The sequence below is a fragment of the Paenibacillus sp. SN-8-1 genome (assembly GCF_050995535.1).
Lineage (GTDB): Bacteria > Bacillota > Bacilli > Paenibacillales > Paenibacillaceae > Fontibacillus.
The window spans coordinates 3,060,898-3,079,769 of record NZ_CP194782.1; the positions used below are offsets into that span (position 1 = coordinate 3,060,898).

Consider the following 18,872-nt stretch of genomic DNA (forward strand, 5'->3'; position numbering starts at 1 on the left):
CCCCTTACATGTATTGATCTATCCATGCCTGAGTCTTTTTGTATTCCGGTGTTTCAGTAGGATCTAGACCATTTACCTTGCGATGCATCGCTAACAGAGCAAATAGTTTGCGTGGAGTGCAACGCCAAAAAACCGTCTCACTCATTCCGAACAAAACGGTCCCTACGTAATACAACCAAGCCCAATCCCAACCCTTTGCTTCGTTCCCTTTTGATTCGGCACCAGCCTGATTAGAACCGGTATCGGGCAGGGAAAGGGATGCTGCTTGTATTATTCTTTCAATTACCTTCATGCGGTTTGTTACATCTATCAGCTGGTCTACTACAATCTCATTAATCGTCTCGTCCTCATGCCTCAGTCCGAAATACAGTAACCTGGTCGTATCGTCAAACGCATCAAGACGTACTGTTTTAATGGCTTCCATGAATGATCCGTATAATTTCTCAAGCTCATATATTGCATCCAGGTCATAAACCAAATGCCGCCGTTTATCTAAATCTATTGGAACTTTTTCGATTTTCACCGCACTTCACTCCCATGTAAAAAGGGAAGGCTTTCGCCCTCCCTCTCATACAATAAATTTATGGTGTTGGTACTTCGCTAGGAACGGCTGTGAACCAGGAAGAAATAAGAGAAGCGCTTGCCGTGTTACTGCTATCAGCACGGTATCTCCAGTTTCCATCATACTGACGTTTAAGGAATTTACCTGTGATTGTAGGTGTTTGGAAATTTACCTCGCCCTGTTTGGTTGTCGCTTCATCGGATGGCAATTGGAATTTCCCTTTTAGCAGCCAAACATATCTAAACGTCCCATCACTCATGGTGCGTTTGTATCCCAATGCCACCTCTGGCGCTTCGTCATCGGCATTATCAACAAGTAAACCATCTGCTTTCACAGTTGCTCCAAGCAGATCGGCATATACATCAAACGGGATGTCCGCTACCCCAATTTCTACAGTGATTTCCCCAAGTGCGTTTGATGTTAGAATGGGCCCATCGTTTCCGAATAGCGTTGCAGAGTTAATGGTTGGAGAAACATTTGCAGTAATCGCCGGAGACATCAGCTTAGGTGTGTCATAAGTCACGCCTGTCGAATCGTCTTTCGTCAATTTTGCGTAGTAAACGTCCTGCAAGCCGACTGCGGCTTTAACTTTATTGTTTGTTTCTGGCAAATTAATCACGCTCCAAAATGGATTTTTGAGTATCTCAATGATTTGTGATAGGTCTTACTGTCGCTCTCGTAAAGGTCTTGAGCGCTCAGCCTGTAAAAGCCCAGGTTTTCCATTGTGTCATTCACCGCCTGAGCAATAGCTGTTGTAGCACCCTGTGACCAAACATCTACTTGGAAGTGGATTTCGCTACTGATTGCTCGGTCGCTGGCAAAACGGTTGTCAAAGTTAGTAATCTCAAAATAGGTCACGTATGGACCTGTCACACTAGGTGCAACTTGCGGATACACTTTGACAGTGCCATTGCTGTCTTTGCCAAGCAAAGAAATAAGCGCCGGGTTAGACCTCAGCGCCTGGTTAATGGTTGGTTTCAAATCCACCAACATACTATGCCATCCCCTTCCGCTGTGCATTGGCAAGTAGTTGAGCGATGCGGTCCTTATTCTCGTGGAAGGAAGGATAAATGAATGGTGTTGCCGGGATATTCTTTGTGCCATACTCGATAAAATGAGCCCGCCAAGACGTTTTATTACCAGGGCCAATAGTAACGAACCGGATCCCATCACCGCGGCGAACAGGACTGACTTTGATATCATCTCTCATATGCACATGTTCAATGGTACTGAGTGGCACCTTCTCACGTTGCGCCGCGGCCAATATCTCACCAGCATCACTCAGGCCCTGATTCTCCATCCTCGCTACCCCTGAAGCCAATTTGCGCCGAATTCCCTCCAACATAGCATCCACACCTTGCAGCTCAATGCCACTACCCATTAGACACCTCGGATACCATCAGATGCGTTTCTGCGCGGTCTCCAAATACATCATCCAGCGCCGCTTCTATTTGGTATTCCCGGTCATCACGATGGTCATAGAGTTGCATGTCAGAGGTAATACCTTCACGATACCGGATTTTATAACGTACAGTGATTTCTGATTGAGCAGCATCAGCAGCAAAGTATTCTCGGCCCCGAAGTGGTTCCCTTGCGGCCCATACCGTACACACATCAACCGGCTCTGGATTAGGGATTGGATAACCAGCTTCATCTTCCGTTCGTCCAGCTTTTCGGATCGTTATTCTGCGGTTCAGTTTGCCAGCATTTAGCCGCGGCCTATACCTTTGCTGCTGCATCAGAATCACCTTCCACCACAATGGACTCAAGCGCTTTTCCAAGGTTTAAGTTATTGATTTGCGTTAGAAAGTTGGTATAAAAATATTCAAGCGCATCGTTATAAGCATAACGGGAGCGCTCAAACACCAATTCCTTAAACCTCTCATTTGTGCCGATGTCGTAACTGCCGCAGATGCTTTGCAGATCCTCGTGGGATGCTCGTAAGATCCGAAACAAATTGTCATCTTCGCCATCGTCCAGGTGCATACGCGCCTTGAATTCTCGCAAGATTTCCGGAGTGATTGCATCAAGCATTCAGATCACTCCTTGTCTTTTTCCTTAACTTCCTCAATAAACACTTTGCCAATTTTGTTTTTTGTCGAGGACAGTTCCTCAAGACGGGCCTTTGTGGCTTTAGCACCGTCCTTGGGATAAAGGTCACCGACTTCATAGACGTGTCCGTCATGGTTTGTTTCTTTGAATCTACTAACTACCTTGTACATTCAAATCACTCCTTAGATTAGGATAAAGACCCCAATTAAGGGGTCGGTACGGTACCTTTTTCGAATTTGATATCCAGGTCATACACCAGCGCCGTTTTGTTATCTTTTGGCTTGCCATTTGCGAATTGCTTGATGGTATAGAGCATTGCGTCCTCAATAGCAAGGGTCTGGTCAAACTTATTGAGCTTGTAGCCACCTGCCAGAGCGCCAAGGTACTCGCCCTTAACAAAGAACAGTGCTTTGCCAACTGGAACTTCTTCAGATTCCACAATCTGAATGTTATACGGCAACGACGTTACCCATTGTCCGTTTGCTGTTTGGATTGTATTCCGTGCTTGCACGCTGATTGCATCCACTGGATTTACAACCATAACAACTTTGTTCAGGACCTTGCGTGGCTTATCCTTTGCATCGGTAGATAATGCTTTGACAACATCATGCAATTCACCAGAGACAACTTCACCGAATTGGGAAGGCGCAAACGTCAGGATGCCAGAAGATGTTTTTGTTGTTACAGCCCCATCTTCACCCACATTCTTCATAAGACCGACAGGTTCACTTTTTGATGGACCACGACCATTCACTAGGCCATATTCGAGACCGACTGAGTAGCTTTCAACCAGAAGCGTACGAACATAACGTTCAACCCACTCAGGACCAAGTTCCAACATATCCTTTGGAATAACAGCAAAGGCAGTGAGTTTCAGTTGGCCAATTTGCTCTTCCCGGAACGCTGCGCCGACTTGGCCTTTAATTTCGCCAAATAGTTGACCCCATGCATAAGCTTTGGTTGGATCAGCATAAATGAAACGAGTAACCGCCCCGAGATTCTGCAGTCCGATTGCTTCAATCAGCGGATGTTCTGCAACCAAGTCTTCAAATACACGTTCTTGAGTAGTAACCGGCAGAATAGAATCTTCGGCAAAGCCGCCAAAATCAATCGCCTCATTGAAGAATTTTCGTTCTTCAGATGTGAGAACATTTTGACCACGTGATGCAAGAATTTGGCTATCAACGTTGTCGTTACGTACCTGAGTTGTGATTTTCTCAGTCAGATCGGAGACAAGCGCATCCTGCATTTCATTCCATGCCGCGGCTTGCTTTTCGGCATCCGCCCCTTCTTTGACCAGGTTCATGTAGGCTTCTTTCTTAGCCTCAAAGTTCTCCATCTTGCCTTTAAGCTTAATTGTCATAGTCTTATGACCTCCATAAATTTAAATTAAAAAATGAACCGTCTTCCCTTGGCCGCTGGCGCTGGGGCAGGTTCATCCTTTTGTGATTGGTTTTTCAGTTGTTCGAGTTCGCTTTGCATGTTTGTTATTTGTGCTCTTAGCTGAGTAATTTCTTTGTCTTTACCATCAGTCGCTACGGTCGAAGTGGCAAATCCAATATCAAGCGCTTTTTGGGCACCAAACCATGTCTCCGCGTCCACCATGTTTCTAATTTCTTCACGGCTTACACTCGCCTTCGTCATGTAGATATCGATAAGCCCCTCTTCCAGCTCGTCCAGCACGTCTGCTTCTTTGCGCATCTCTGTTTTAGTGCCCCAGACCAGCGAGCTAGCCTCATGGATCATAATCATTGACCCAAGACCCATAACCAACTCATCAGCCGCCATAGCGATCACAGAGGCCGCAGAGCACGCCCACCCATCAACGTTTATTGTGACTTTACCGTTATGTTTCTTGAGCCGGTTGTAAATAGCAATTCCGTCAAAGGCATCACCACCCGGGCTGTTCAGGTTAATCACAATGTCACCGCTGATGTTTTTCAGTACATTATCAATGTCTGATGCAGACACCGAATCCTCCCACCACGAATCACCAATGATGCCGTAGATCGTAACCTCTGTTGTACCAGCAGTTTCGTTATGGATCGTCTCGAATTTTCGTTCAACCTTCTGCAACTGTTCAACATATGATTGGTTCTTAAACGTCTTGAAATAATCTTGCTTTGTAAATTTCCGCATTATCCCTCCTCACCCCCTTCCACAGATTGTTCAGCTGCACGCTGGTAGTTTTTCGTCAGTACGTATTCATCCAATGCTGAATTATCCACCGGTTCATCTCCCAACTTCATACGGATTTCATTTCCGTTGTACACGCCGCTGGCACGCAATTTATCAACGGCTGTCGCCACCTCAAGGGGATTCATTTCGGATACACCAAGAACATCAACTTTCATTCCGTTCATGTAATCTTGTCTTGAAATAAGCTTTGCGTTCAGTTCATCTCTGATTTTCTTCACCAGAGGACCAATGCAGAACTTGATATAAGCCTTCATTGCAGTTTCGTACTCTGCCATATCCCCATGTACGAGAGAGGTCGGTATCCCCAATATGTTTGCCACATCGTCAATCAAGTCTCGTTTCAGTTTGGCAAGTTCATCAACCGATCTCCCACTTTTATCTCCAGCCGCAACCTCGTTGTATTCAAACCCCTTAAGTTTCGGAATGATCGCAACTGCACTTTTCCTGATTGCATTAAAAAGACGGTCGATAAATTCTTGCAACCTATTCTGGTTCTTTTCATCAAGTGATTGCGTTGCGTCAATGCTGACGGTCCCCCGGATCTGGTTACTATGCTTATTGGTCTCAATCATGCGTGTAAACAAATCCGCATAATCCCCGAACATACCATCCATGAATTTGGTTAGCTTTTCGTTGTTATAGGTGATGTGGATAACCTCGTCCATCTGAAAGGTTCGTTTGAAGGTGTAGCCTTTTACCGTCACGTCTTTAAAAACATCAGGATAAACAGCATATTCTTCCCGGAAGAAATCATCTGCGATAAGTAAGTCGTTGTTATCTGACAAGATTACCAGCACTTCATTATCCAAGATCAGCCGATAGATGAAGCCTTGCCAGAATTCAGCTGCCGATTGATCGGTATTCGGCCTGACGTTGAGCAAATAGTTCCAGTCGTTGTATAGCCGCTTACCGCTTTTTGATATTCGGAAGTCACTCTGGCTTATGGTTCGGCCAATGAAATTGATACACGTTTCAAGCGCCAGCTTTTTCAAATACGCCCTTTGATTAGTCTCATAAAAGATATCCAAGTCAAACAAGGATTCCAGCTCTCTGTTCTTGCGAAGCACACTATCCAAAAATCCCATTCTCTTAATCACCCCCTCCTTAGAAATTCAGCGCTTCGAGCATATCCAGTGAATCCGAAATACTCATCTCGGTCAATTCCTCAATACGATACAAACCGCAAATAAGAGCCTGGAACCCGTCTGTCTTCCTACGGATCGGCTCTTTCTTACCGTATACCTTGTTCCCGTCTTTCTTTATGCTTACAAGCACGTTATTAGTGTACCAGCGCATTAACGGGTTATCTCCCCATACAAACATCCCCTTGGAAAAATACATCTCCACACGGGGCGCTAAGAGACCGTGAATCGCTTCCGGTCTGCGAATTACTTCTACCTCGAAGCCAACCGCTTCAAGCATCGGCTTAAGCATTTCCATTCGGTAGTTATCACCGACAACCTTCGTGATGCTGTATTTCAACCGCATTGTAACGAACCAATTAACGATATGCTCCAGGTTGATCATCTCTTCATCCAGGACCGTCAGCAGACCCTTGGATTCCCATTCTTTTATGGGGGCGAACTTTTGAGTCGTCTCAACTTCTCGCATCGAGTAACCGTAATATTTATCAACAAATTCCTTACGGGTAAAGGAATGTGTAATGAACGGCACCTTACCATCATGCTTGAATACCAAACCAACAGCGGCAAAGTCTCGGATCTGAGCAAAGTCAATACAACCAATGCACTCTCTCCCTTCAAGATTAGGTATAGGATGATTCGTCCCGGCAATTTCTTCCCACTTGGCTACAGAGCGCTCCAAGTCCGTCAGAGGCAAGTTCATGCGCTTGGTCATAAACTCTTCCCGGTTAGATGGATCGTCCGCCAGGTCTTCGTATTCTTCTCTGATTGTGTCAAACAGGCCTTGGGCGTACTCGTTTCGTGGCTCACTAAGCATCGGGTTAGCAAGCTCCCAAGCGCTCGGATTGTCAACTTCATTTTCGTCATTCAATTTGCAAATGAACGGAAAAAGTGAGTTGGCCCGCGCTTCACCTTTCAGCACTTTTGCAGCCTTGTCTTTCAACTTGTCCAAGAAGCCTTCACGTACATATCCATCTGTACCAATGTAAAATTCCCGTGGGTTCTTCTTCTTCCCCAAACCCGAGATGTGCACCCGTACATCTTTATTTGTTTCAAAGTAATGGATTTCGTCAAATACGACAGCACCATCACGCAAACCGTCCTTGGTGTTACCGTTGGATGTCCGAAATTTGAATACGCTGTCCGTACCCTTTGCCAGTACCTGAGTGGCTGTTGGTTTGAAATGCTTTAGCAACGTGGGCTCTCGCTTAATCGTCTTAGCTGCTTCTTCAACAGAAGTCTTTGCCTGTTCCTCGGAGTTGGCTATGACTGAGATGTTGTATTCTCGTATCCCGTGCAACTCACTGATAAGGAAATGACATATACCCGTAATCAAACCGTTTTTACCACCGCCGCGGCCCATCATCCAAAGGAATTTACGGTAAAAAACCCTGTCGCCTTCTGATTGAAATAAAAAGACGAAAGCAATTAAGAACTTCTGGAAAGGTTGAAGTGGGAAATACCACTTTTCAACAAACCGGATACAGTTCTCAATCATTTCGTCATCAAAGTAAAGATCGTCCCGGGACAGTACATCCCGTTTCAAATATTCGATTAACTGGATTCGCTCGGTATTGAATTTGATTCTGCCGAATTGGTACAATGCGATGTATGCTTCAACATACTTCTGCCGGATCATAGTAGATCACTTTTTGAACCATCCTTAGGAGGACTGATTTCTGCTTTCGGCACATTCAAATTCAAGGCGTCCAGTATCTTTATCATTCGGTCATTGGTCTTATGTAAATCATTAATTGACGGGTTCGATTTAGGCCCGTGCATACCCGGAACAGTTATGCCTGTGTCTCGAATATCATCAACTAATTCATTTTTCAAATCCCACAATGACAGATAGTCTTGAACCAAATCGCTGTGATAACTGAATGTCGTTCCGTTTAATTTCATTTGTCTCTTAAGATCATTCTCGATTTTTTTTCTTAACTTGTCCCTGTCAACAGCAGCCAACCGAATCTCCCCCTCTCTTTAACAATTTACATTCGTTTCCAATAGTTAATATCACGCGAAAAAAGTCAAAAAACTCGACAGCACAGCCCCTCCCCGGTGCCCAGAGATAAAACTTTTTAAAATCTTATGACAGGGGGGGTTCTGGCATCTTTCCAATATCAATCTGATTCAGGATTATACTCGTATGCTTCTTGAACCATTACGAAATCTTCTGTTGGTAATACATCCTTGGCTACCTGACACCAGTAACCTAAATCCTGAACAGCTTCAGCCATTTCAACGATAGCTCTTTCTTGGTCTACTTCCTTGCCATCCAACAACCAACGTCCCTCACTGTTTCGAGTAAGAGTGTTAGCGCCCTTCTTCTTCAGAAACACCTTAAGCTCTTTCATTTGACTCCTCCTCTCTTACCATCGTTCATCATGCTGCCACCTGTTCACGTTCTTTTCGAATGCCCTATCATGTTTGCTGTTATGGCATGCTACACACAATGTCTCTAGGTTACTCTCTTCAAGCGCAAGCTCTGGATGATCCTCAAGCTCTTTGATATGGTCCACTACAAGAGCTATCTTCTTACGCTTGGCACTCTCACTGTATTCATTCAGGTCAATGGTTACGCTACCGTTACGCCTACACTCCTGGCATTCGTAGTTGTCGCGTTCCTTAACTCTTTCTCTAAGACGCTTCCATTCACGTCCATCGTAGAACTTACGCTTCTGTTCGAGTGTTTTGTACTCATTCATGTTGTCTCTGCCTAAGCGCATCCATCTTCTCTTTGATCTCAGCCCTTAATGCTACTTCCTTCTTAGCTACATCCTCGTGATTGTCTGAAGGATCTGCGAAGCGCCTCTGTACTCTCCTGATTCGTTCCTGCAGCTTGCGTATCTCTGTGTCTGTGTAGAATGCTGTATACCTGTGATCACAATGAGGACATGTAAAGCTTACTCGCTCTATGCCGTCATGTAGATTGTCTGTATCAAACTGATCTACGCTGAATGGCTTCTGGCATCCTGCATCACAATGGGTTCGTATAGTCACGCCCTTTTCACCCCTTGCCTACGTTCTTCTCTGTTCATTGGTTGTTCTTCATTTCTTCCGTATGTAACTTTAATGAGCCATTGAATCATACGCACCTTCATTCCTCCCACACGATGGATTCAAAGCGGTCATGATATTCCTGTCGTATGTTTTCTGGTAAGCGTTCATCCTTCAGAACATCTGCAAGGATAACTAGCACTTCTTTAACTGGTTCGATGTTCGTTGCACTGATTGTCACTTCCGTTTCATTCACCCTCTCTTTAACAAATAAAAAAAGCCGCTCACATGAGCGACTACATTCCAAGCGCAATGATTATCTGATTGTTACTTACCATTCCCACCGTTCTCTATCTAATTCGCGTTGAATCAAAGCGGCTTCTGCATCATCTACCTTTAATAAATTTGGATTATTAGTAATATATTCTCTTGCCCACGGGTTCAAGTTATAAGGGAATTTCACACCTGCTCGGCTTATATCAGATGCTCTTTGAATGATACGGTTTCCCTCCAGTTCCCTAACCGTCCCATCGTTAATCGCTAATAGCTGTGTATTAGTTCCATTAACGAAATAGTATAATAATATCTTTTTCTCTATTGGGTTAAGCTGATGCAGCCGTTCCTTACGCTTCTTCATCCGCTTGTTATAGCTGATTGATTTAGTAACTTTTTGATAAACAAAAGAAATTATATTAGCCACCGAAACAACCGCCGAAACTAAGAATGCCATTCCAATAAATTGCTTATTGTCTTTGGTGAATTGCAACAAACCTAAATTATCTACGAATGATTTTGAAGAGAATAATAAAATAGCTGAACCTACAGCTACAATTATAAAAAACTTATTTGTATACTTTGCCACTCCTAAAATTTTGGTTATTATCGCTTCCATATATCATCCTCCTAATATCAAAATTCGACACTAGGAACTTTTTTCCTGCAATTGAAAATACACCGCTTTACTTAGGCAGCGGCAGCCCCTGCGATCCGCTATTTAGCTGCTGCAGTCACAGCGCAAAGGAGGAATCAACCCGAGCACGCATCGGGCAAGAGCGGAGTATACGTGTATGTTAAGGTTATGATGCCGATATAAACGCGCCCACAACCAAGTGAGCGCTTTTGTGAAGACAACAGTTTTAGGGAATGTTATCTATTTTATTTTGTGGGAAGTTGCTCAGGTAAATGCTTCACGACATAAGAAAAGGCCAGCTCGAAAGCCAGCCTGTTAAACGGGATATAATATCCCTGTGACGTCCTTTATTCAACTTCCCATAATGTAATATTAACACGGCTTCTGTCCATGAAGCGGACATAGAGCGGACATTTTCCGGCCATAAATTTAATCCTTTAGAACAATCAATCCAAGAGTGCTCGCTAACCGGTATATTGCAATGGATTTAATTCGTCTGTAATGTCGGTCGCTGTATCCGATCTGTTGTGCCGTGTCATAGTCCCATGAATCGTCTTCATCCATATACCGGGCACGGATCAACTTCTGCTGTTTCCATCCTAACCGGCTAATGGCCTTCTCAGCCCTCTCTACATGCTTCCTGCGGCGTTCTATCTCGTCCAGCATCCTAGTGACTAGGTCGCCCGTTTGATCACTGGTAACGCCTGTGTTGCTCCGTGGCATATCCGAATAGGACGCTGTCATACTTGGTTCTTCTGGGATGTACTCGGTTACCTTGTATTCTCTTGCCTGAAGCAGATATTTTTCTACCGCTTCCCTCGTTGCGTTCTCATCGACTTTATATATATCAAGTGTTATCTGTTTCGCGCCCATATTCATCACCCCTTATTTGTATTTATTTACTAATTATAATATATAAAGGCCTTATTTTCGACCATTCACTTGCACTTTATGACAGAAATTCAAATAAATCAGCTTGCCCGGAACGTTCAAATTCCGTTGAATCAATGATAAGTCCCCGTTCCAGCCATTCTGCAGGAGCCTTGTGCTGATAATGCGGCCATATCGGATCGCCTTCTTTTGATCGTTGCGGATTCTCCTTTTCTGCCTTGGCTGTCCACACCCAATAAGTCTTAGCCGTTTGCTGCATGCACTACAGCCTCCCTTGTTCTAAAACGTGAATCCCTCGTTCTAGCATTCTCTACCTGGTTTTTAATGCTTGGTAATTTTTCGCCTTTGCAATACATGTCAAAGTAATATCTTGCTGCATTCAATCTGTTAAATACAGTCATTTTGGAGTACCCTAACTTTACTGCAATCTCCCTTAGGCTTAAACCCTTCATAACCTCATTTACAACTTCCTTGTAAGTTGGCCTTAACTTATCCAGGAAGTCCGACACCAGTAGACCGGAGTAATCTTGGGTCATAGAAGCGAAACGGCTAAAACTATAATCTCCTTCTTGGCTGTCACTTGTTTCATTGTAATCAGTGGATAGCAGCTTACGATCCCTAATACAGTTCAGTGTTAGTTGTGCGATGAACCTGGTGCAGTTTAATTCCTCTGCTGCAGCCTCAACAGGCTCCGTTCCGGTAAATCCTAACTTTGCAAGTTTAATAGCGGCTGTTGTAATGTGGATTGGATACCTGATCGTTTTCCCGTTATTATCGACATACCTTTTTACGTGACCAGATATAACTTGTACAGCGAAAGTCGTGAAACTATATCCTTTGTTTGGGTCGAATCGTTTAGCGGCTTGTATCAACCCTATAGTACCCTCAGATACTAAATCCTCGTAGCTGAATATCCCACCCTTTACTGCTGGCCATATTTTTCTTATCGCATAATTGACGAGCTTTAGATTATCCAAAACAAGACTCTCGTCATAATCTGTTTGTGTCATACTCTTCATCCTCTCGTTTCGATCCGTTCAAACCGTTGTTTCTGCCCAGATTACTCAACGCGCAGGCGAAGGCCAAGCAGATGAATAGTGTCATCCACGGATGGGCCATCATCCAATCAACTATTGTCATGTCTTTATCTCCTCTCTTGCCTTACCTAACATAGTTAACAAACTCTTCTCCACGGTCGGAAAATTCCTTAACCATAGAACATACCAACCCATACGACATACCCGAGTGACCTTGACTCTCAATTTTCACTTTGGCTTCATCCAGCGAGCCGTTATTATTCAAGATGCTCACTATCTCCAAACAAGATCCCAGCTCCATTCCTTGGTACAAGTCATCAAGCCGAATGGGTACGATTTTATCCCATAGTTCCCATCTGTCTTCCGGAAGGACTTCTTTGCCTTTACTTCTCCAAAGCTCGGTCAGTTCAGGAATCTTTTCTTTGTGTTCCCTCTCTTGTCTTTCAAACTCCCGTGTGCGTTCGGATATTTGATTATCGAACTCGTATTTAGTTTTTCCCGTTATTTGCATATAGGCATCGTCCATAGTTACCGTGTCGGAAAATAGTGTAGTGCCATTGAAATCACAACAAGCCAACTTCCCCTGTTTTCTATACTCCAACAATTGTTTAACAGCATCTTCAATCGTGCTTCCAAGAATAAACTTGAGCTTCGTATATTTATCCACTACAAGATTCCTCCCCTATTATGTGCTCCTTGAAATCCCTTGGTACCGTAATATATACAAGTTCCATCCGTAGGCCTTCTTCGATAACCCCTTTATTTATAAGGTCCCTACCTGTTTCAAATGATATAATTTTAGTTTTATAATCACGGTTTCTAAGCTTATATCCATAAAGCGCGCCAGTGTCAGCGTAAAAAACTTGATTACAGATGACCCATTCTTTTTCTTTTGGTATGATCATTCTTCTATATCCTCCCCGACCTCAAATAGTGCCCAATCACGAAATTTCCGTTCTTCCGTCCATCTGTGTGTTCCTAAAGATAAGTCCCTTTTGATATGGACCCAATTCACATACTTGGCGCCACTGCTACGTGTCTCAATTAGGGTTACTTTTCGCTCAACTAACCGGTTCCCATTGTATCCCCAGTATGATTTCCCTTGTGTGATTTGCATGCTATATCCTCCCTTACTGACTATTACAGGGCTATACGGCCACCGCTACGCTGAGTATTTCGGTCGTCTCGATGGCCTGTCGGCCTATTCTTCTACTTCTTCCCAACCCCACTCTATTGTGTGGAGCATCCAATCACGGACCACTTCGTTCAGATAACTTTCTTTATCGTCCTCAGTTAATCCCTCGAATTTTTCATCAGGTATCTCCACCTCTTCAACCACATCTGCTCCGACATAAGGCGAATAAATCTTAAATTTGTATTTTGCCATACTCTTTATCTCTCCCTTTGGTTTATGATGGGGTAACAACTTCGTTTAGAATGAACTCTTTGACCCTCTCGAACTCGCCTTTATCAACAGTTATTCTTTCAAACGAATCTGTGGCAAAGAAGCTAATGGTCTCATGAACAAATTCAGGGATCATATCTTCTATATATTCGGTCTCCATTCCATCCCAGTCTGTCCAGCTAAGGGCTGTTTCTTTGCTGATCTTGAATTCACTATCCCTGGTTTTAGGTTCAGGTAACTTTTGATTACAGCAGGAGCAGTAGACTTTTTTGACTTGATATTTTATTGATACATTTGGATTAGTGGACAAGTTGAACACTCCTTCGTATTTTGCGGCTTGCCGCCATCGTCCCGACCGAATTACCCAGCGTTAGCGGCAGCCGTATAGGGTGGTATAAGGTTGTATAGGGGTTAATCCTCTGTAGGTAGGGAATCTTTTTCTCTCTCTGGTAAGGGGTAAAGAGCTTCTCTTAGGATCACACCTCCCTCAATTAAATCCCCTTGTCTAAGCCTACTTATTGCTTTATTTATTGCTTCACTCAGCTTATCTGCCCGTGCTTTCTCTGCTGCGTATTTTTGGAGCCAGTAGGGAAGGGCTTCATGTGCTTCGCAGAAAAATAATGCGTCTTCTGTTTTGTTGAATCTGCCAATTAAAACTTGCTCTCCACCGACCTCTACGTACTCGCTGAATACTTCTGTATCGCCAATACACATATCTGGGCTTTCTGTTGCTTCCTTGCACATGCTCATGTCCTTCTGCCAGTCTCTACTCATTCCACTACCTCCAAACTATCAAGCAATGCATGATAACGATTACCAACATAGTCTTCGATGGTAGCAAATTTTTCATCAACCTGTACTACGACTCCATTACTTTTCACCATATCTCCCGGCTTAATGGTTGGTAAGGGGATGGGGTCAGGGGTAAACGAACCTTCTTCTAATGCGTTAATAAAATGGTCATATGAACTGATACGCCCAACGCTATATAATTCAGAGTACCCCTCACTTTCTCTAATCGCTTTCTTTTGCTCTTGGGCCCATTTCTCTATCTTATCTGCATCTATCAGTCTTGGTTTATCCATGACTCTCTTGCCTCCTATTCTTACTGGCATATCTTTGTTTCCCTCCCCTGTATGGATAGATAGGCTGATTTATTGAATCCACACTGTTTCCCCGAAGCTGTTTTTGTGTGATGTTACTTTTGGGTTTGAAGTATATTCCCACTGGTTTTTATTGCCGACCGTGATCACTGAAACTTCTGCTTCTGGGTTTTTCTCCTGCAGTTTCTCAATTAGCTCTTTAACTTTCATTGTTATTCGCTCCTTTATGGATAGATAAAGCCCTTAAAGCGGCCCCCGTATACTGGGCTTATTCGGTCGTCTCGTTGGCCTGTCGGCCTTCTTTCAAGGCTGCTGCAAGAATGAATCCAGCTGTGTTAGGCTGAGCGTTACACAGACGCTCAAAAGCTTCTTCAAGGGCCTTACGTAATCTCTTGGATTCCTTTCCGCGTTCATGAGCTGCCCGGAAATTAGACATGCTTTCCTCATTCAGACTCTCTAATCTGCTTTCTTGTATCTCTACTCGCTGTAATAGGTAGGATAGGTATTCAGGGGTATGGGCGATTAATGCAGCTGGAGAGGCTTCCAAACATTGAGCAACCATAACTCCTTTGGATCCAATATTGATGCAACCGTTTGGTGATTGAGCGCCTATATACCATGGCCCAGTTCTGGCCTCTGTAGCTGCTTCCAGCACCTTTCGTATCTCTTGTAGCTTACTCATGGGTATTAGCCTCCCTAATCACCTTATTGCGATTCTCGTCAAAATCCCATCCGGCTTTTCCCGATCCGTAACAATCCGGGCAACTGTATCCCGTATCAAATGGATGATCCCGATAAACACCACCACCGCCGCACCACGGGCAATCTGGGAGCTGCATAAACCTGTAATCTTCTGAATCCATATAGTCGTCCCATTCTTGGGCTATTTCGTCCATTTCTCTTTTTACAGATTTTTTTGTTTTGCGTGAAACTGATTTATAGTCGCCGCCATTTCCTTCAAAATAATTCCAATGCTTGTGAGCGAATTTATAGCGTCTCACTGTTATCTCTCCCTTAGACCCTCTACGGGGCTTATTTTGCAGATACACCAGCGTTACCAACGATAGTCCAAACACCATCTGGGTACACATCCAGCCAATCACCTAAGCCGATGATCGTATTCTCAACCGCCAGACCTCTTACGCCAGTTTTATTCTTTGCTTGGATAACTAGAGCCATCTCTCCTGTCTCTTCGTCCTTCAGCACGTCATGCTCCTGTATTAACTTGCCTGTTGTGTCGTATCTAGGCTCAACGATGATTCTTGCCATAACCTCTCAACCTTCTTTCATAGTTTGTGATTTTTTTGCGGCGTATGCCGCCATCGTCCCGACCGAATCCGCCCAACGCAGTGGGGGCCGTATACCGGGGTTATCCCTTATAGGGGTTAATAGCCGGTAGATTGACGCTGTTGGTTAATCTCCCATTTGGTTTTATAGGCTGATTCTATTTGTTCCCAGGTGAAGCCGAGCATTTTGCCAAGGCCGAAGAAGAATTCAAGCAGCATTTGATATTCATAGGCATCGAAGTCTTCCGAAATGTAACTGACAGCCCCAAAGATACGGTTAAATATTTTAGTGATATTATCGCTTGTCACTGGTTCGAATGTCCCTACATACGTATACAAGTCATCAATTAGGCCAATCGACAATATAAAGTGCAGGCAGTCAATGTATTCTTCTAGGAGTGGGTTGTATTGTTCTCGACTGATGTATTCATCCCTGGATAAAAACCTCTTTAAGACTTTCCGATATTGCATTGTTCTAGATTCTTGGTCTTCACTCCAAAACTTGAACCCTCGCCACTCATTGGCGCATTCCCCGAGCTCCACTTGCAGAGCTAAAATCTTCTCAGGCAGCAGGTCCCGGCCCTCTAGCCCCTTCTCTTTTACGATCCGTTCATCTAGTTCACGTTGCATTTCAAATAGCTTTGTAAGGTTCATAAATACCTCCATAATTTGTATTCAAGGAAACACCAGTTCTATTCCGTGGTGTGACAAGGCCGTTACCGATCTCTTATACTCCCTATGCTCGCTTCTTTTGCTTTGCAGGAGGCTCTAGGATGGCCCGTATGACTTCCTGCTGGTATTTGGTACTTGCTGTGCCCATACGTATAGCACGGGCTATATGAGCCAGTACGAAAGCGTCACGAACGTTATCTGATTTGTGTTCGAAGCCCCATTGTTTAAAAATGTGTACGGCGAGCTCATCCTTTTTGGTATTGCCTTTGCCGCTGGCGAATTTCTTTAGTGATCCTGGCGAAACTTCCAAGTAATCAATGCCACTGTTATAAAACTCAATTCGAATGCCGAAACCTAATCCATATTGAATTCCTACAGCGTTTCCCTTGGCTCCGTAAGCAAACCCCTCAATGGCGATAACATCACCCGGCTCAACATTGCCATACACATCAGTTATAATGCTTGCCATGCGCCCCGGATCCGTCCCTTTTGCTGTTACCTCGAATCCATCAAGCAAATTACCATCCTTGTCCAAAATGACGATTCCCGTCTTAGTGCTTGGGTCAATTCCCACAAATCGCATCGATCAGATTCCTCCCCATTTTTCTTGGTCTTCGTCTTCTGCACCAGTCAATGTGCAATATCCGGACTTCGTCTATATTTCTTTCAAACAGCTCTGCAATCTCTTCAAGTGTTTTCCCGTTCTTCATGTACCTATTGAACTGGTATACCTCTTTACTACTCCAGGTAAAGTCCAATTCTTCACAGGCAATATAAATACTATTTCTCCTGAGGTTGTTTACCTTTATTTCACGGTGTTGTTCCTTTCCCATAGGAGGATCCCCCTCTCTTCTCATGATCTCTCCAGTTGCATGAATTCGAATGTCATAGTCAAATTCCTCACTATGGATGATGGCATATAGTTCGCCAACTGACTTTTTAGCCATGAATTCTGTCAGTGAATTCAATGCCGCACCTCCAAATCTAGGAATTTACCGTACTGTCTCAGATTCGCCATCTCTGCTGTGCCAACCGAACCTTCACGATTCTTAGCCACTATGCATTCAATAATGTTTTTCTTCTCAGTTTCTTGGTTGTAATAATCATCCCGGTATAAAAAGGTGATTGTATCGGCATCCTGCTCGATGTTCCCCGACTCCCGTAGATCTGACATCATCGGACGCTTGTCCTGGCGCTGCTCCACACCTCTACTAAGTTGAGCCAAAGCGATAACTGGACAATCATTTTCTCGGGCCATCTGTTTCAACGAGTTGCTGATATAACCGACTTCTTCATTCCGACCACCGGCAAACTTTTTGCCTCCATGGATCAGCTGCAGGTAATCAATGAATACGATAAGTTCAGGGTGCTTCTTTTTCAGCTTGCGGACTGCCGCCCGGATCTCTTGTATGGTCCTTCCTGGTTTGTCGTCAATATAAATTTCCAATTCAGCCAAACTTGAAAGGCCCATTGTGTACTTGCTCCACTCGTCATCCGTCAATTTGGCATCCCGGACATTTTCGCCATCAATCCGGCATTCAGCGGCTATCATCCGATCTAGCAGTTGCACTTCCGGTTGTTCTAGGCTAAATATCGCTACGGTCATGCCATCTTTGCCAGCTTCCGTGGCGTTATTGAGCATAAAAGCCGTTTTGCCGACCGATGGACGGGCCGCTATGATGTTCAAGGTTTGCTTCTTCCAGCGCCCTGTGAGCTTGTCTAAGGCCTTTCCTACCGTTTTCGCTCCTGATGCTAGTCCGTGTTCTTTCTTGCGCTCTAGCTGGTCGAAATGGTCCATTAGGCCATCCTTAATGTGCCTAAAGCCGCCTTCTGTTCGGACCTCATCGCCAATGCTCTCAGAAAGACTCATAAGCTCTGCTGCTAGCTCCCTGGGGTTGTCCGGCATGTCATTGTAAAGTTGCTTAATGGATGTCATGCCGGTACGCATTAGAAACTTTTCTTTTACGATCTGTTCATGTTTTGCGAACTGCTCCACCATTGGGAAAGTGCTGCTGAGATTCACAAGGTATTGGACACCGCCGATATCTTGAACAGCGGCCCCCATCCTTGCAACCAAGGAAACAACCTCGATCTTCTCTTGCTTCCCTTTCATCTGCAGCATGTTTTCGTATATTAGCCGATGCTCTTCTTGATAAAAATGTTCAGGATTTAACACTGATTCATAAATTAAGTCCGGCTCAATCAGGATAGATCCAAGCAAGGCCTGTTCCGTTTCAATGCTGTAATAGCTCATTTCAATTTCTCCTTGGCCTTGGCTATCTCCCGTTGCATCCATATTTTCTTGTCGATGCCTTCACGTTCCCACGGTGGCGGAACAATGACCTTTTCCCGCTCTTCCTGCTCTCGGATCCGCTTCCGTGTTTCTTCCTTCTCTCTCTCGGCTAAGACATCCGAGTTAGGTCTGACAATCTCTGAAATTGCAGGAGCGAATCTACTGACCTTGATATGCTCTTTGGTGTTGGCCCAAACGTGCTCAGCGTCTGCTTCTTGCAACTCCTCGATCCAGATTTCTGCGATATCCTTATCAACCTTCCAGTTGGGATAACTGGCTGCTAATCGTTTGAACGCCTTTACCGCTTCTTCACGAGTCAT

The 18,872-nt window shown here is 44.3% G+C and carries 35 protein-coding genes; all 35 read right to left on the reverse strand.

What is annotated here, in order from left to right; all coding sequences use genetic code 11:
- Window positions 1-4: 4 nt before the first annotated feature.
- Window positions 5-523 carry a hypothetical protein gene (locus ACRRNK_RS14680; protein ID WP_433943462.1) on the reverse strand — a complete coding sequence of 173 codons (519 nt, stop codon included), beginning with the start codon at window positions 521-523 and terminating at the stop codon, window positions 5-7.
- A gap of 58 nt (window positions 524-581) precedes the next feature.
- On the reverse strand, window positions 582-1,172 hold the full coding sequence (locus ACRRNK_RS14685) for a major tail protein (protein WP_433943463.1): 591 nt from the start codon (window positions 1,170-1,172) through the stop codon (window positions 582-584).
- A gap of 5 nt (window positions 1,173-1,177) precedes the next feature.
- Window positions 1,178-1,555 carry a DUF3168 domain-containing protein gene (locus ACRRNK_RS14690; protein ID WP_433943464.1) on the reverse strand — a complete coding sequence of 126 codons (378 nt, stop codon included), beginning with the start codon at window positions 1,553-1,555 and terminating at the stop codon, window positions 1,178-1,180.
- Window position 1,556: 1 nt separating this feature from the next.
- The gene (locus ACRRNK_RS14695; protein ID WP_433943465.1) at window positions 1,557-1,943 is read right to left on the reverse strand and encodes an HK97-gp10 family putative phage morphogenesis protein; all 387 of its coding nucleotides are present in this window, start codon (window positions 1,941-1,943) and stop codon (window positions 1,557-1,559) included.
- Window positions 1,936-2,301, reverse strand: a complete 366-nt coding sequence (locus tag ACRRNK_RS14700; protein WP_433943466.1) for a phage head closure protein — start codon at window positions 2,299-2,301, stop codon at window positions 1,936-1,938. Before ACRRNK_RS14700 ends, ACRRNK_RS14695 begins: the two co-directional genes overlap by 8 nt.
- A complete protein-coding gene (locus ACRRNK_RS14705) occupies window positions 2,282-2,596 on the reverse strand; it encodes a hypothetical protein (protein WP_433943467.1) in 315 nt (104 codons plus the stop codon). The genes ACRRNK_RS14700 and ACRRNK_RS14705 overlap by 20 nt, the downstream gene beginning before the upstream one ends.
- Before the next feature lie 5 nt (window positions 2,597-2,601).
- On the reverse strand, window positions 2,602-2,784 hold the full coding sequence (locus tag ACRRNK_RS14710) for a termination factor Rho (protein WP_433943468.1): 183 nt from the start codon (window positions 2,782-2,784) through the stop codon (window positions 2,602-2,604).
- Window positions 2,785-2,819: 35 nt separating this feature from the next.
- Complete coding sequence (locus ACRRNK_RS14715; protein ID WP_433943469.1) at window positions 2,820-3,977, reverse strand: phage major capsid protein; 1,158 nt, start codon at window positions 3,975-3,977, stop codon at window positions 2,820-2,822.
- 26 nt (window positions 3,978-4,003) lie between these two features.
- Complete coding sequence (locus tag ACRRNK_RS14720) at window positions 4,004-4,753, reverse strand: head maturation protease, ClpP-related (RefSeq protein WP_433943470.1); 750 nt, start codon at window positions 4,751-4,753, stop codon at window positions 4,004-4,006.
- Window positions 4,753-5,898: a phage portal protein gene (locus tag ACRRNK_RS14725; RefSeq protein ID WP_433943471.1), complete on the reverse strand. Its 1,146-nt coding sequence runs from the start codon at window positions 5,896-5,898 to the stop codon at window positions 4,753-4,755. Before ACRRNK_RS14725 ends, ACRRNK_RS14720 begins: the two co-directional genes overlap by 1 nt.
- Window positions 5,899-5,917: 19 nt before the next feature.
- Window positions 5,918-7,594, reverse strand: a complete 1,677-nt coding sequence (locus tag ACRRNK_RS14730) for a terminase TerL endonuclease subunit (protein WP_433943472.1) — start codon at window positions 7,592-7,594, stop codon at window positions 5,918-5,920.
- Window positions 7,591-7,920 carry a hypothetical protein gene (locus tag ACRRNK_RS14735; RefSeq protein ID WP_433943473.1) on the reverse strand — a complete coding sequence of 110 codons (330 nt, stop codon included), beginning with the start codon at window positions 7,918-7,920 and terminating at the stop codon, window positions 7,591-7,593. The genes ACRRNK_RS14730 and ACRRNK_RS14735 overlap by 4 nt, the downstream gene beginning before the upstream one ends.
- Before the next feature lie 158 nt (window positions 7,921-8,078).
- Window positions 8,079-8,312, reverse strand: a complete 234-nt coding sequence (locus ACRRNK_RS14740) for a hypothetical protein (protein ID WP_433943474.1) — start codon at window positions 8,310-8,312, stop codon at window positions 8,079-8,081.
- Between the two features lie 15 nt (window positions 8,313-8,327).
- Entirely contained in the window at window positions 8,328-8,663 is a 336-nt protein-coding gene (locus ACRRNK_RS14745; protein ID WP_433943475.1) for an HNH endonuclease, read from the reverse strand.
- A complete protein-coding gene (locus tag ACRRNK_RS14750) occupies window positions 8,656-8,958 on the reverse strand; it encodes a hypothetical protein (RefSeq protein WP_433943476.1) in 303 nt (100 codons plus the stop codon). Before ACRRNK_RS14750 ends, ACRRNK_RS14745 begins: the two co-directional genes overlap by 8 nt.
- Before the next feature lie 328 nt (window positions 8,959-9,286).
- Window positions 9,287-9,847 (reverse strand): superinfection exclusion B family protein, encoded by a 561-nt coding sequence (locus tag ACRRNK_RS14755; RefSeq protein ID WP_433943477.1) that lies wholly within the window; start codon window positions 9,845-9,847, stop codon window positions 9,287-9,289.
- Between the two features lie 447 nt (window positions 9,848-10,294).
- Window positions 10,295-10,738 (reverse strand): ArpU family phage packaging/lysis transcriptional regulator, encoded by a 444-nt coding sequence (locus ACRRNK_RS14760; protein ID WP_433943478.1) that lies wholly within the window; start codon window positions 10,736-10,738, stop codon window positions 10,295-10,297.
- Window positions 10,739-10,814: 76 nt separating this feature from the next.
- Window positions 10,815-11,015 (reverse strand): hypothetical protein, encoded by a 201-nt coding sequence (locus ACRRNK_RS14765; protein ID WP_433943479.1) that lies wholly within the window; start codon window positions 11,013-11,015, stop codon window positions 10,815-10,817.
- A complete protein-coding gene (locus ACRRNK_RS14770; RefSeq protein WP_433943480.1) occupies window positions 10,999-11,766 on the reverse strand; it encodes a sigma-70 family RNA polymerase sigma factor in 768 nt (255 codons plus the stop codon). The genes ACRRNK_RS14765 and ACRRNK_RS14770 overlap by 17 nt, the downstream gene beginning before the upstream one ends.
- 151 nt (window positions 11,767-11,917) lie before the next feature.
- Window positions 11,918-12,460 carry a hypothetical protein gene (locus tag ACRRNK_RS14775; protein WP_433943481.1) on the reverse strand — a complete coding sequence of 181 codons (543 nt, stop codon included), beginning with the start codon at window positions 12,458-12,460 and terminating at the stop codon, window positions 11,918-11,920.
- Window positions 12,453-12,698 carry a hypothetical protein gene (locus ACRRNK_RS14780; protein WP_433943482.1) on the reverse strand — a complete coding sequence of 82 codons (246 nt, stop codon included), beginning with the start codon at window positions 12,696-12,698 and terminating at the stop codon, window positions 12,453-12,455. Before ACRRNK_RS14780 ends, ACRRNK_RS14775 begins: the two co-directional genes overlap by 8 nt.
- A complete protein-coding gene (locus ACRRNK_RS14785; RefSeq protein WP_433943483.1) occupies window positions 12,695-12,910 on the reverse strand; it encodes a hypothetical protein in 216 nt (71 codons plus the stop codon). Before ACRRNK_RS14785 ends, ACRRNK_RS14780 begins: the two co-directional genes overlap by 4 nt.
- Window positions 12,911-12,994: 84 nt before the next feature.
- On the reverse strand, window positions 12,995-13,180 hold the full coding sequence (locus ACRRNK_RS14790) for a DUF7167 family protein (RefSeq protein ID WP_433943484.1): 186 nt from the start codon (window positions 13,178-13,180) through the stop codon (window positions 12,995-12,997).
- Window positions 13,181-13,202: 22 nt separating this feature from the next.
- A complete protein-coding gene (locus tag ACRRNK_RS14795) occupies window positions 13,203-13,508 on the reverse strand; it encodes a hypothetical protein (RefSeq protein ID WP_433943485.1) in 306 nt (101 codons plus the stop codon).
- Between the two features lie 101 nt (window positions 13,509-13,609).
- Window positions 13,610-13,972, reverse strand: a complete 363-nt coding sequence (locus tag ACRRNK_RS14800; RefSeq protein WP_433943486.1) for a hypothetical protein — start codon at window positions 13,970-13,972, stop codon at window positions 13,610-13,612.
- Entirely contained in the window at window positions 13,969-14,283 is a 315-nt protein-coding gene (locus tag ACRRNK_RS14805; RefSeq protein ID WP_433943487.1) for a hypothetical protein, read from the reverse strand. Before ACRRNK_RS14805 ends, ACRRNK_RS14800 begins: the two co-directional genes overlap by 4 nt.
- A gap of 69 nt (window positions 14,284-14,352) precedes the next feature.
- On the reverse strand, window positions 14,353-14,511 hold the full coding sequence (locus ACRRNK_RS14810) for a hypothetical protein (RefSeq protein WP_433943488.1): 159 nt from the start codon (window positions 14,509-14,511) through the stop codon (window positions 14,353-14,355).
- 58 nt (window positions 14,512-14,569) lie between these two features.
- Complete coding sequence (locus ACRRNK_RS14815) at window positions 14,570-14,983, reverse strand: hypothetical protein (RefSeq protein ID WP_433943489.1); 414 nt, start codon at window positions 14,981-14,983, stop codon at window positions 14,570-14,572.
- On the reverse strand, window positions 14,976-15,302 hold the full coding sequence (locus ACRRNK_RS14820) for a hypothetical protein (protein WP_433943490.1): 327 nt from the start codon (window positions 15,300-15,302) through the stop codon (window positions 14,976-14,978). Before ACRRNK_RS14820 ends, ACRRNK_RS14815 begins: the two co-directional genes overlap by 8 nt.
- Before the next feature lie 31 nt (window positions 15,303-15,333).
- Window positions 15,334-15,570, reverse strand: coding sequence for a hypothetical protein (locus tag ACRRNK_RS14825; protein WP_433943491.1), 237 nt, complete (start codon window positions 15,568-15,570; stop codon window positions 15,334-15,336).
- A 116-nt stretch (window positions 15,571-15,686) separates the two neighbouring features.
- Window positions 15,687-16,241, reverse strand: a complete 555-nt coding sequence (locus ACRRNK_RS14830; protein WP_433943492.1) for a dUTP diphosphatase — start codon at window positions 16,239-16,241, stop codon at window positions 15,687-15,689.
- 82 nt (window positions 16,242-16,323) lie between these two features.
- Window positions 16,324-16,842 (reverse strand): hypothetical protein, encoded by a 519-nt coding sequence (locus ACRRNK_RS14835; RefSeq protein ID WP_433943493.1) that lies wholly within the window; start codon window positions 16,840-16,842, stop codon window positions 16,324-16,326.
- Window positions 16,823-17,227: a hypothetical protein gene (locus ACRRNK_RS14840; RefSeq protein WP_433943494.1), complete on the reverse strand. Its 405-nt coding sequence runs from the start codon at window positions 17,225-17,227 to the stop codon at window positions 16,823-16,825. Before ACRRNK_RS14840 ends, ACRRNK_RS14835 begins: the two co-directional genes overlap by 20 nt.
- On the reverse strand, window positions 17,224-18,555 hold the full coding sequence (gene dnaB, locus ACRRNK_RS14845; protein WP_433943495.1) for a replicative DNA helicase: 1,332 nt from the start codon (window positions 18,553-18,555) through the stop codon (window positions 17,224-17,226). Before dnaB ends, ACRRNK_RS14840 begins: the two co-directional genes overlap by 4 nt.
- Window positions 18,510-18,872: a hypothetical protein gene (locus ACRRNK_RS14850; RefSeq protein ID WP_433943496.1), complete on the reverse strand. Its 363-nt coding sequence runs from the start codon at window positions 18,870-18,872 to the stop codon at window positions 18,510-18,512. Before ACRRNK_RS14850 ends, dnaB begins: the two co-directional genes overlap by 46 nt.

What these genes read in the sequence shown, in the direction of transcription:
- ACRRNK_RS14690 (WP_433943464.1), bottom strand. Translation starts at nt 1,555, where the DNA reads ATGTTGGTGGATTTGAAACCAACCATTAACCAGGCGCTGAGGTCTAAC.
- ACRRNK_RS14695 (WP_433943465.1), bottom strand. Translation starts at nt 1,943, where the DNA reads ATGGGTAGTGGCATTGAGCTGCAAGGTGTGGATGCTATGTTGGAGGGA.
- ACRRNK_RS14700 (WP_433943466.1), bottom strand. Translation starts at nt 2,301, where the DNA reads ATGCAGCAGCAAAGGTATAGGCCGCGGCTAAATGCTGGCAAACTGAAC.
- ACRRNK_RS14705 (WP_433943467.1), bottom strand. Translation starts at nt 2,596, where the DNA reads ATGCTTGATGCAATCACTCCGGAAATCTTGCGAGAATTCAAGGCGCGT.
- ACRRNK_RS14710 (WP_433943468.1), bottom strand. Translation starts at nt 2,784, where the DNA reads ATGTACAAGGTAGTTAGTAGATTCAAAGAAACAAACCATGACGGACAC.
- ACRRNK_RS14715 (WP_433943469.1), bottom strand. Translation starts at nt 3,977, where the DNA reads ATGACAATTAAGCTTAAAGGCAAGATGGAGAACTTTGAGGCTAAGAAA.
- ACRRNK_RS14720 (WP_433943470.1), bottom strand. Translation starts at nt 4,753, where the DNA reads ATGCGGAAATTTACAAAGCAAGATTATTTCAAGACGTTTAAGAACCAA.
- ACRRNK_RS14725 (WP_433943471.1), bottom strand. Translation starts at nt 5,898, where the DNA reads ATGGGATTTTTGGATAGTGTGCTTCGCAAGAACAGAGAGCTGGAATCC.
- ACRRNK_RS14730 (WP_433943472.1), bottom strand. Translation starts at nt 7,594, where the DNA reads ATGATCCGGCAGAAGTATGTTGAAGCATACATCGCATTGTACCAATTC.
- ACRRNK_RS14740 (WP_433943474.1), bottom strand. Translation starts at nt 8,312, where the DNA reads ATGAAAGAGCTTAAGGTGTTTCTGAAGAAGAAGGGCGCTAACACTCTT.
- ACRRNK_RS14745 (WP_433943475.1), bottom strand. Translation starts at nt 8,663, where the DNA reads ATGAATGAGTACAAAACACTCGAACAGAAGCGTAAGTTCTACGATGGA.
- ACRRNK_RS14755 (WP_433943477.1), bottom strand. Translation starts at nt 9,847, where the DNA reads ATGGAAGCGATAATAACCAAAATTTTAGGAGTGGCAAAGTATACAAAT.
- ACRRNK_RS14760 (WP_433943478.1), bottom strand. Translation starts at nt 10,738, where the DNA reads ATGGGCGCGAAACAGATAACACTTGATATATATAAAGTCGATGAGAAC.
- ACRRNK_RS14765 (WP_433943479.1), bottom strand. Translation starts at nt 11,015, where the DNA reads ATGCAGCAAACGGCTAAGACTTATTGGGTGTGGACAGCCAAGGCAGAA.
- ACRRNK_RS14770 (WP_433943480.1), bottom strand. Translation starts at nt 11,766, where the DNA reads ATGACACAAACAGATTATGACGAGAGTCTTGTTTTGGATAATCTAAAG.
- ACRRNK_RS14780 (WP_433943482.1), bottom strand. Translation starts at nt 12,698, where the DNA reads ATGATCATACCAAAAGAAAAAGAATGGGTCATCTGTAATCAAGTTTTT.
- ACRRNK_RS14785 (WP_433943483.1), bottom strand. Translation starts at nt 12,910, where the DNA reads ATGCAAATCACACAAGGGAAATCATACTGGGGATACAATGGGAACCGG.
- ACRRNK_RS14790 (WP_433943484.1), bottom strand. Translation starts at nt 13,180, where the DNA reads ATGGCAAAATACAAATTTAAGATTTATTCGCCTTATGTCGGAGCAGAT.
- ACRRNK_RS14800 (WP_433943486.1), bottom strand. Translation starts at nt 13,972, where the DNA reads ATGAGTAGAGACTGGCAGAAGGACATGAGCATGTGCAAGGAAGCAACA.
- ACRRNK_RS14805 (WP_433943487.1), bottom strand. Translation starts at nt 14,283, where the DNA reads ATGGATAAACCAAGACTGATAGATGCAGATAAGATAGAGAAATGGGCC.
- ACRRNK_RS14810 (WP_433943488.1), bottom strand. Translation starts at nt 14,511, where the DNA reads ATGAAAGTTAAAGAGCTAATTGAGAAACTGCAGGAGAAAAACCCAGAA.
- ACRRNK_RS14815 (WP_433943489.1), bottom strand. Translation starts at nt 14,983, where the DNA reads ATGAGTAAGCTACAAGAGATACGAAAGGTGCTGGAAGCAGCTACAGAG.
- ACRRNK_RS14825 (WP_433943491.1), bottom strand. Translation starts at nt 15,570, where the DNA reads ATGGCAAGAATCATCGTTGAGCCTAGATACGACACAACAGGCAAGTTA.
- ACRRNK_RS14830 (WP_433943492.1), bottom strand. Translation starts at nt 16,241, where the DNA reads ATGAACCTTACAAAGCTATTTGAAATGCAACGTGAACTAGATGAACGG.
- ACRRNK_RS14835 (WP_433943493.1), bottom strand. Translation starts at nt 16,842, where the DNA reads ATGCGATTTGTGGGAATTGACCCAAGCACTAAGACGGGAATCGTCATT.
- dnaB (WP_433943495.1), bottom strand. Translation starts at nt 18,555, where the DNA reads ATGGATGCAACGGGAGATAGCCAAGGCCAAGGAGAAATTGAAATGAGC.
- ACRRNK_RS14850 (WP_433943496.1), bottom strand. Translation starts at nt 18,872, where the DNA reads ATGACTCGTGAAGAAGCGGTAAAGGCGTTCAAACGATTAGCAGCCAGT.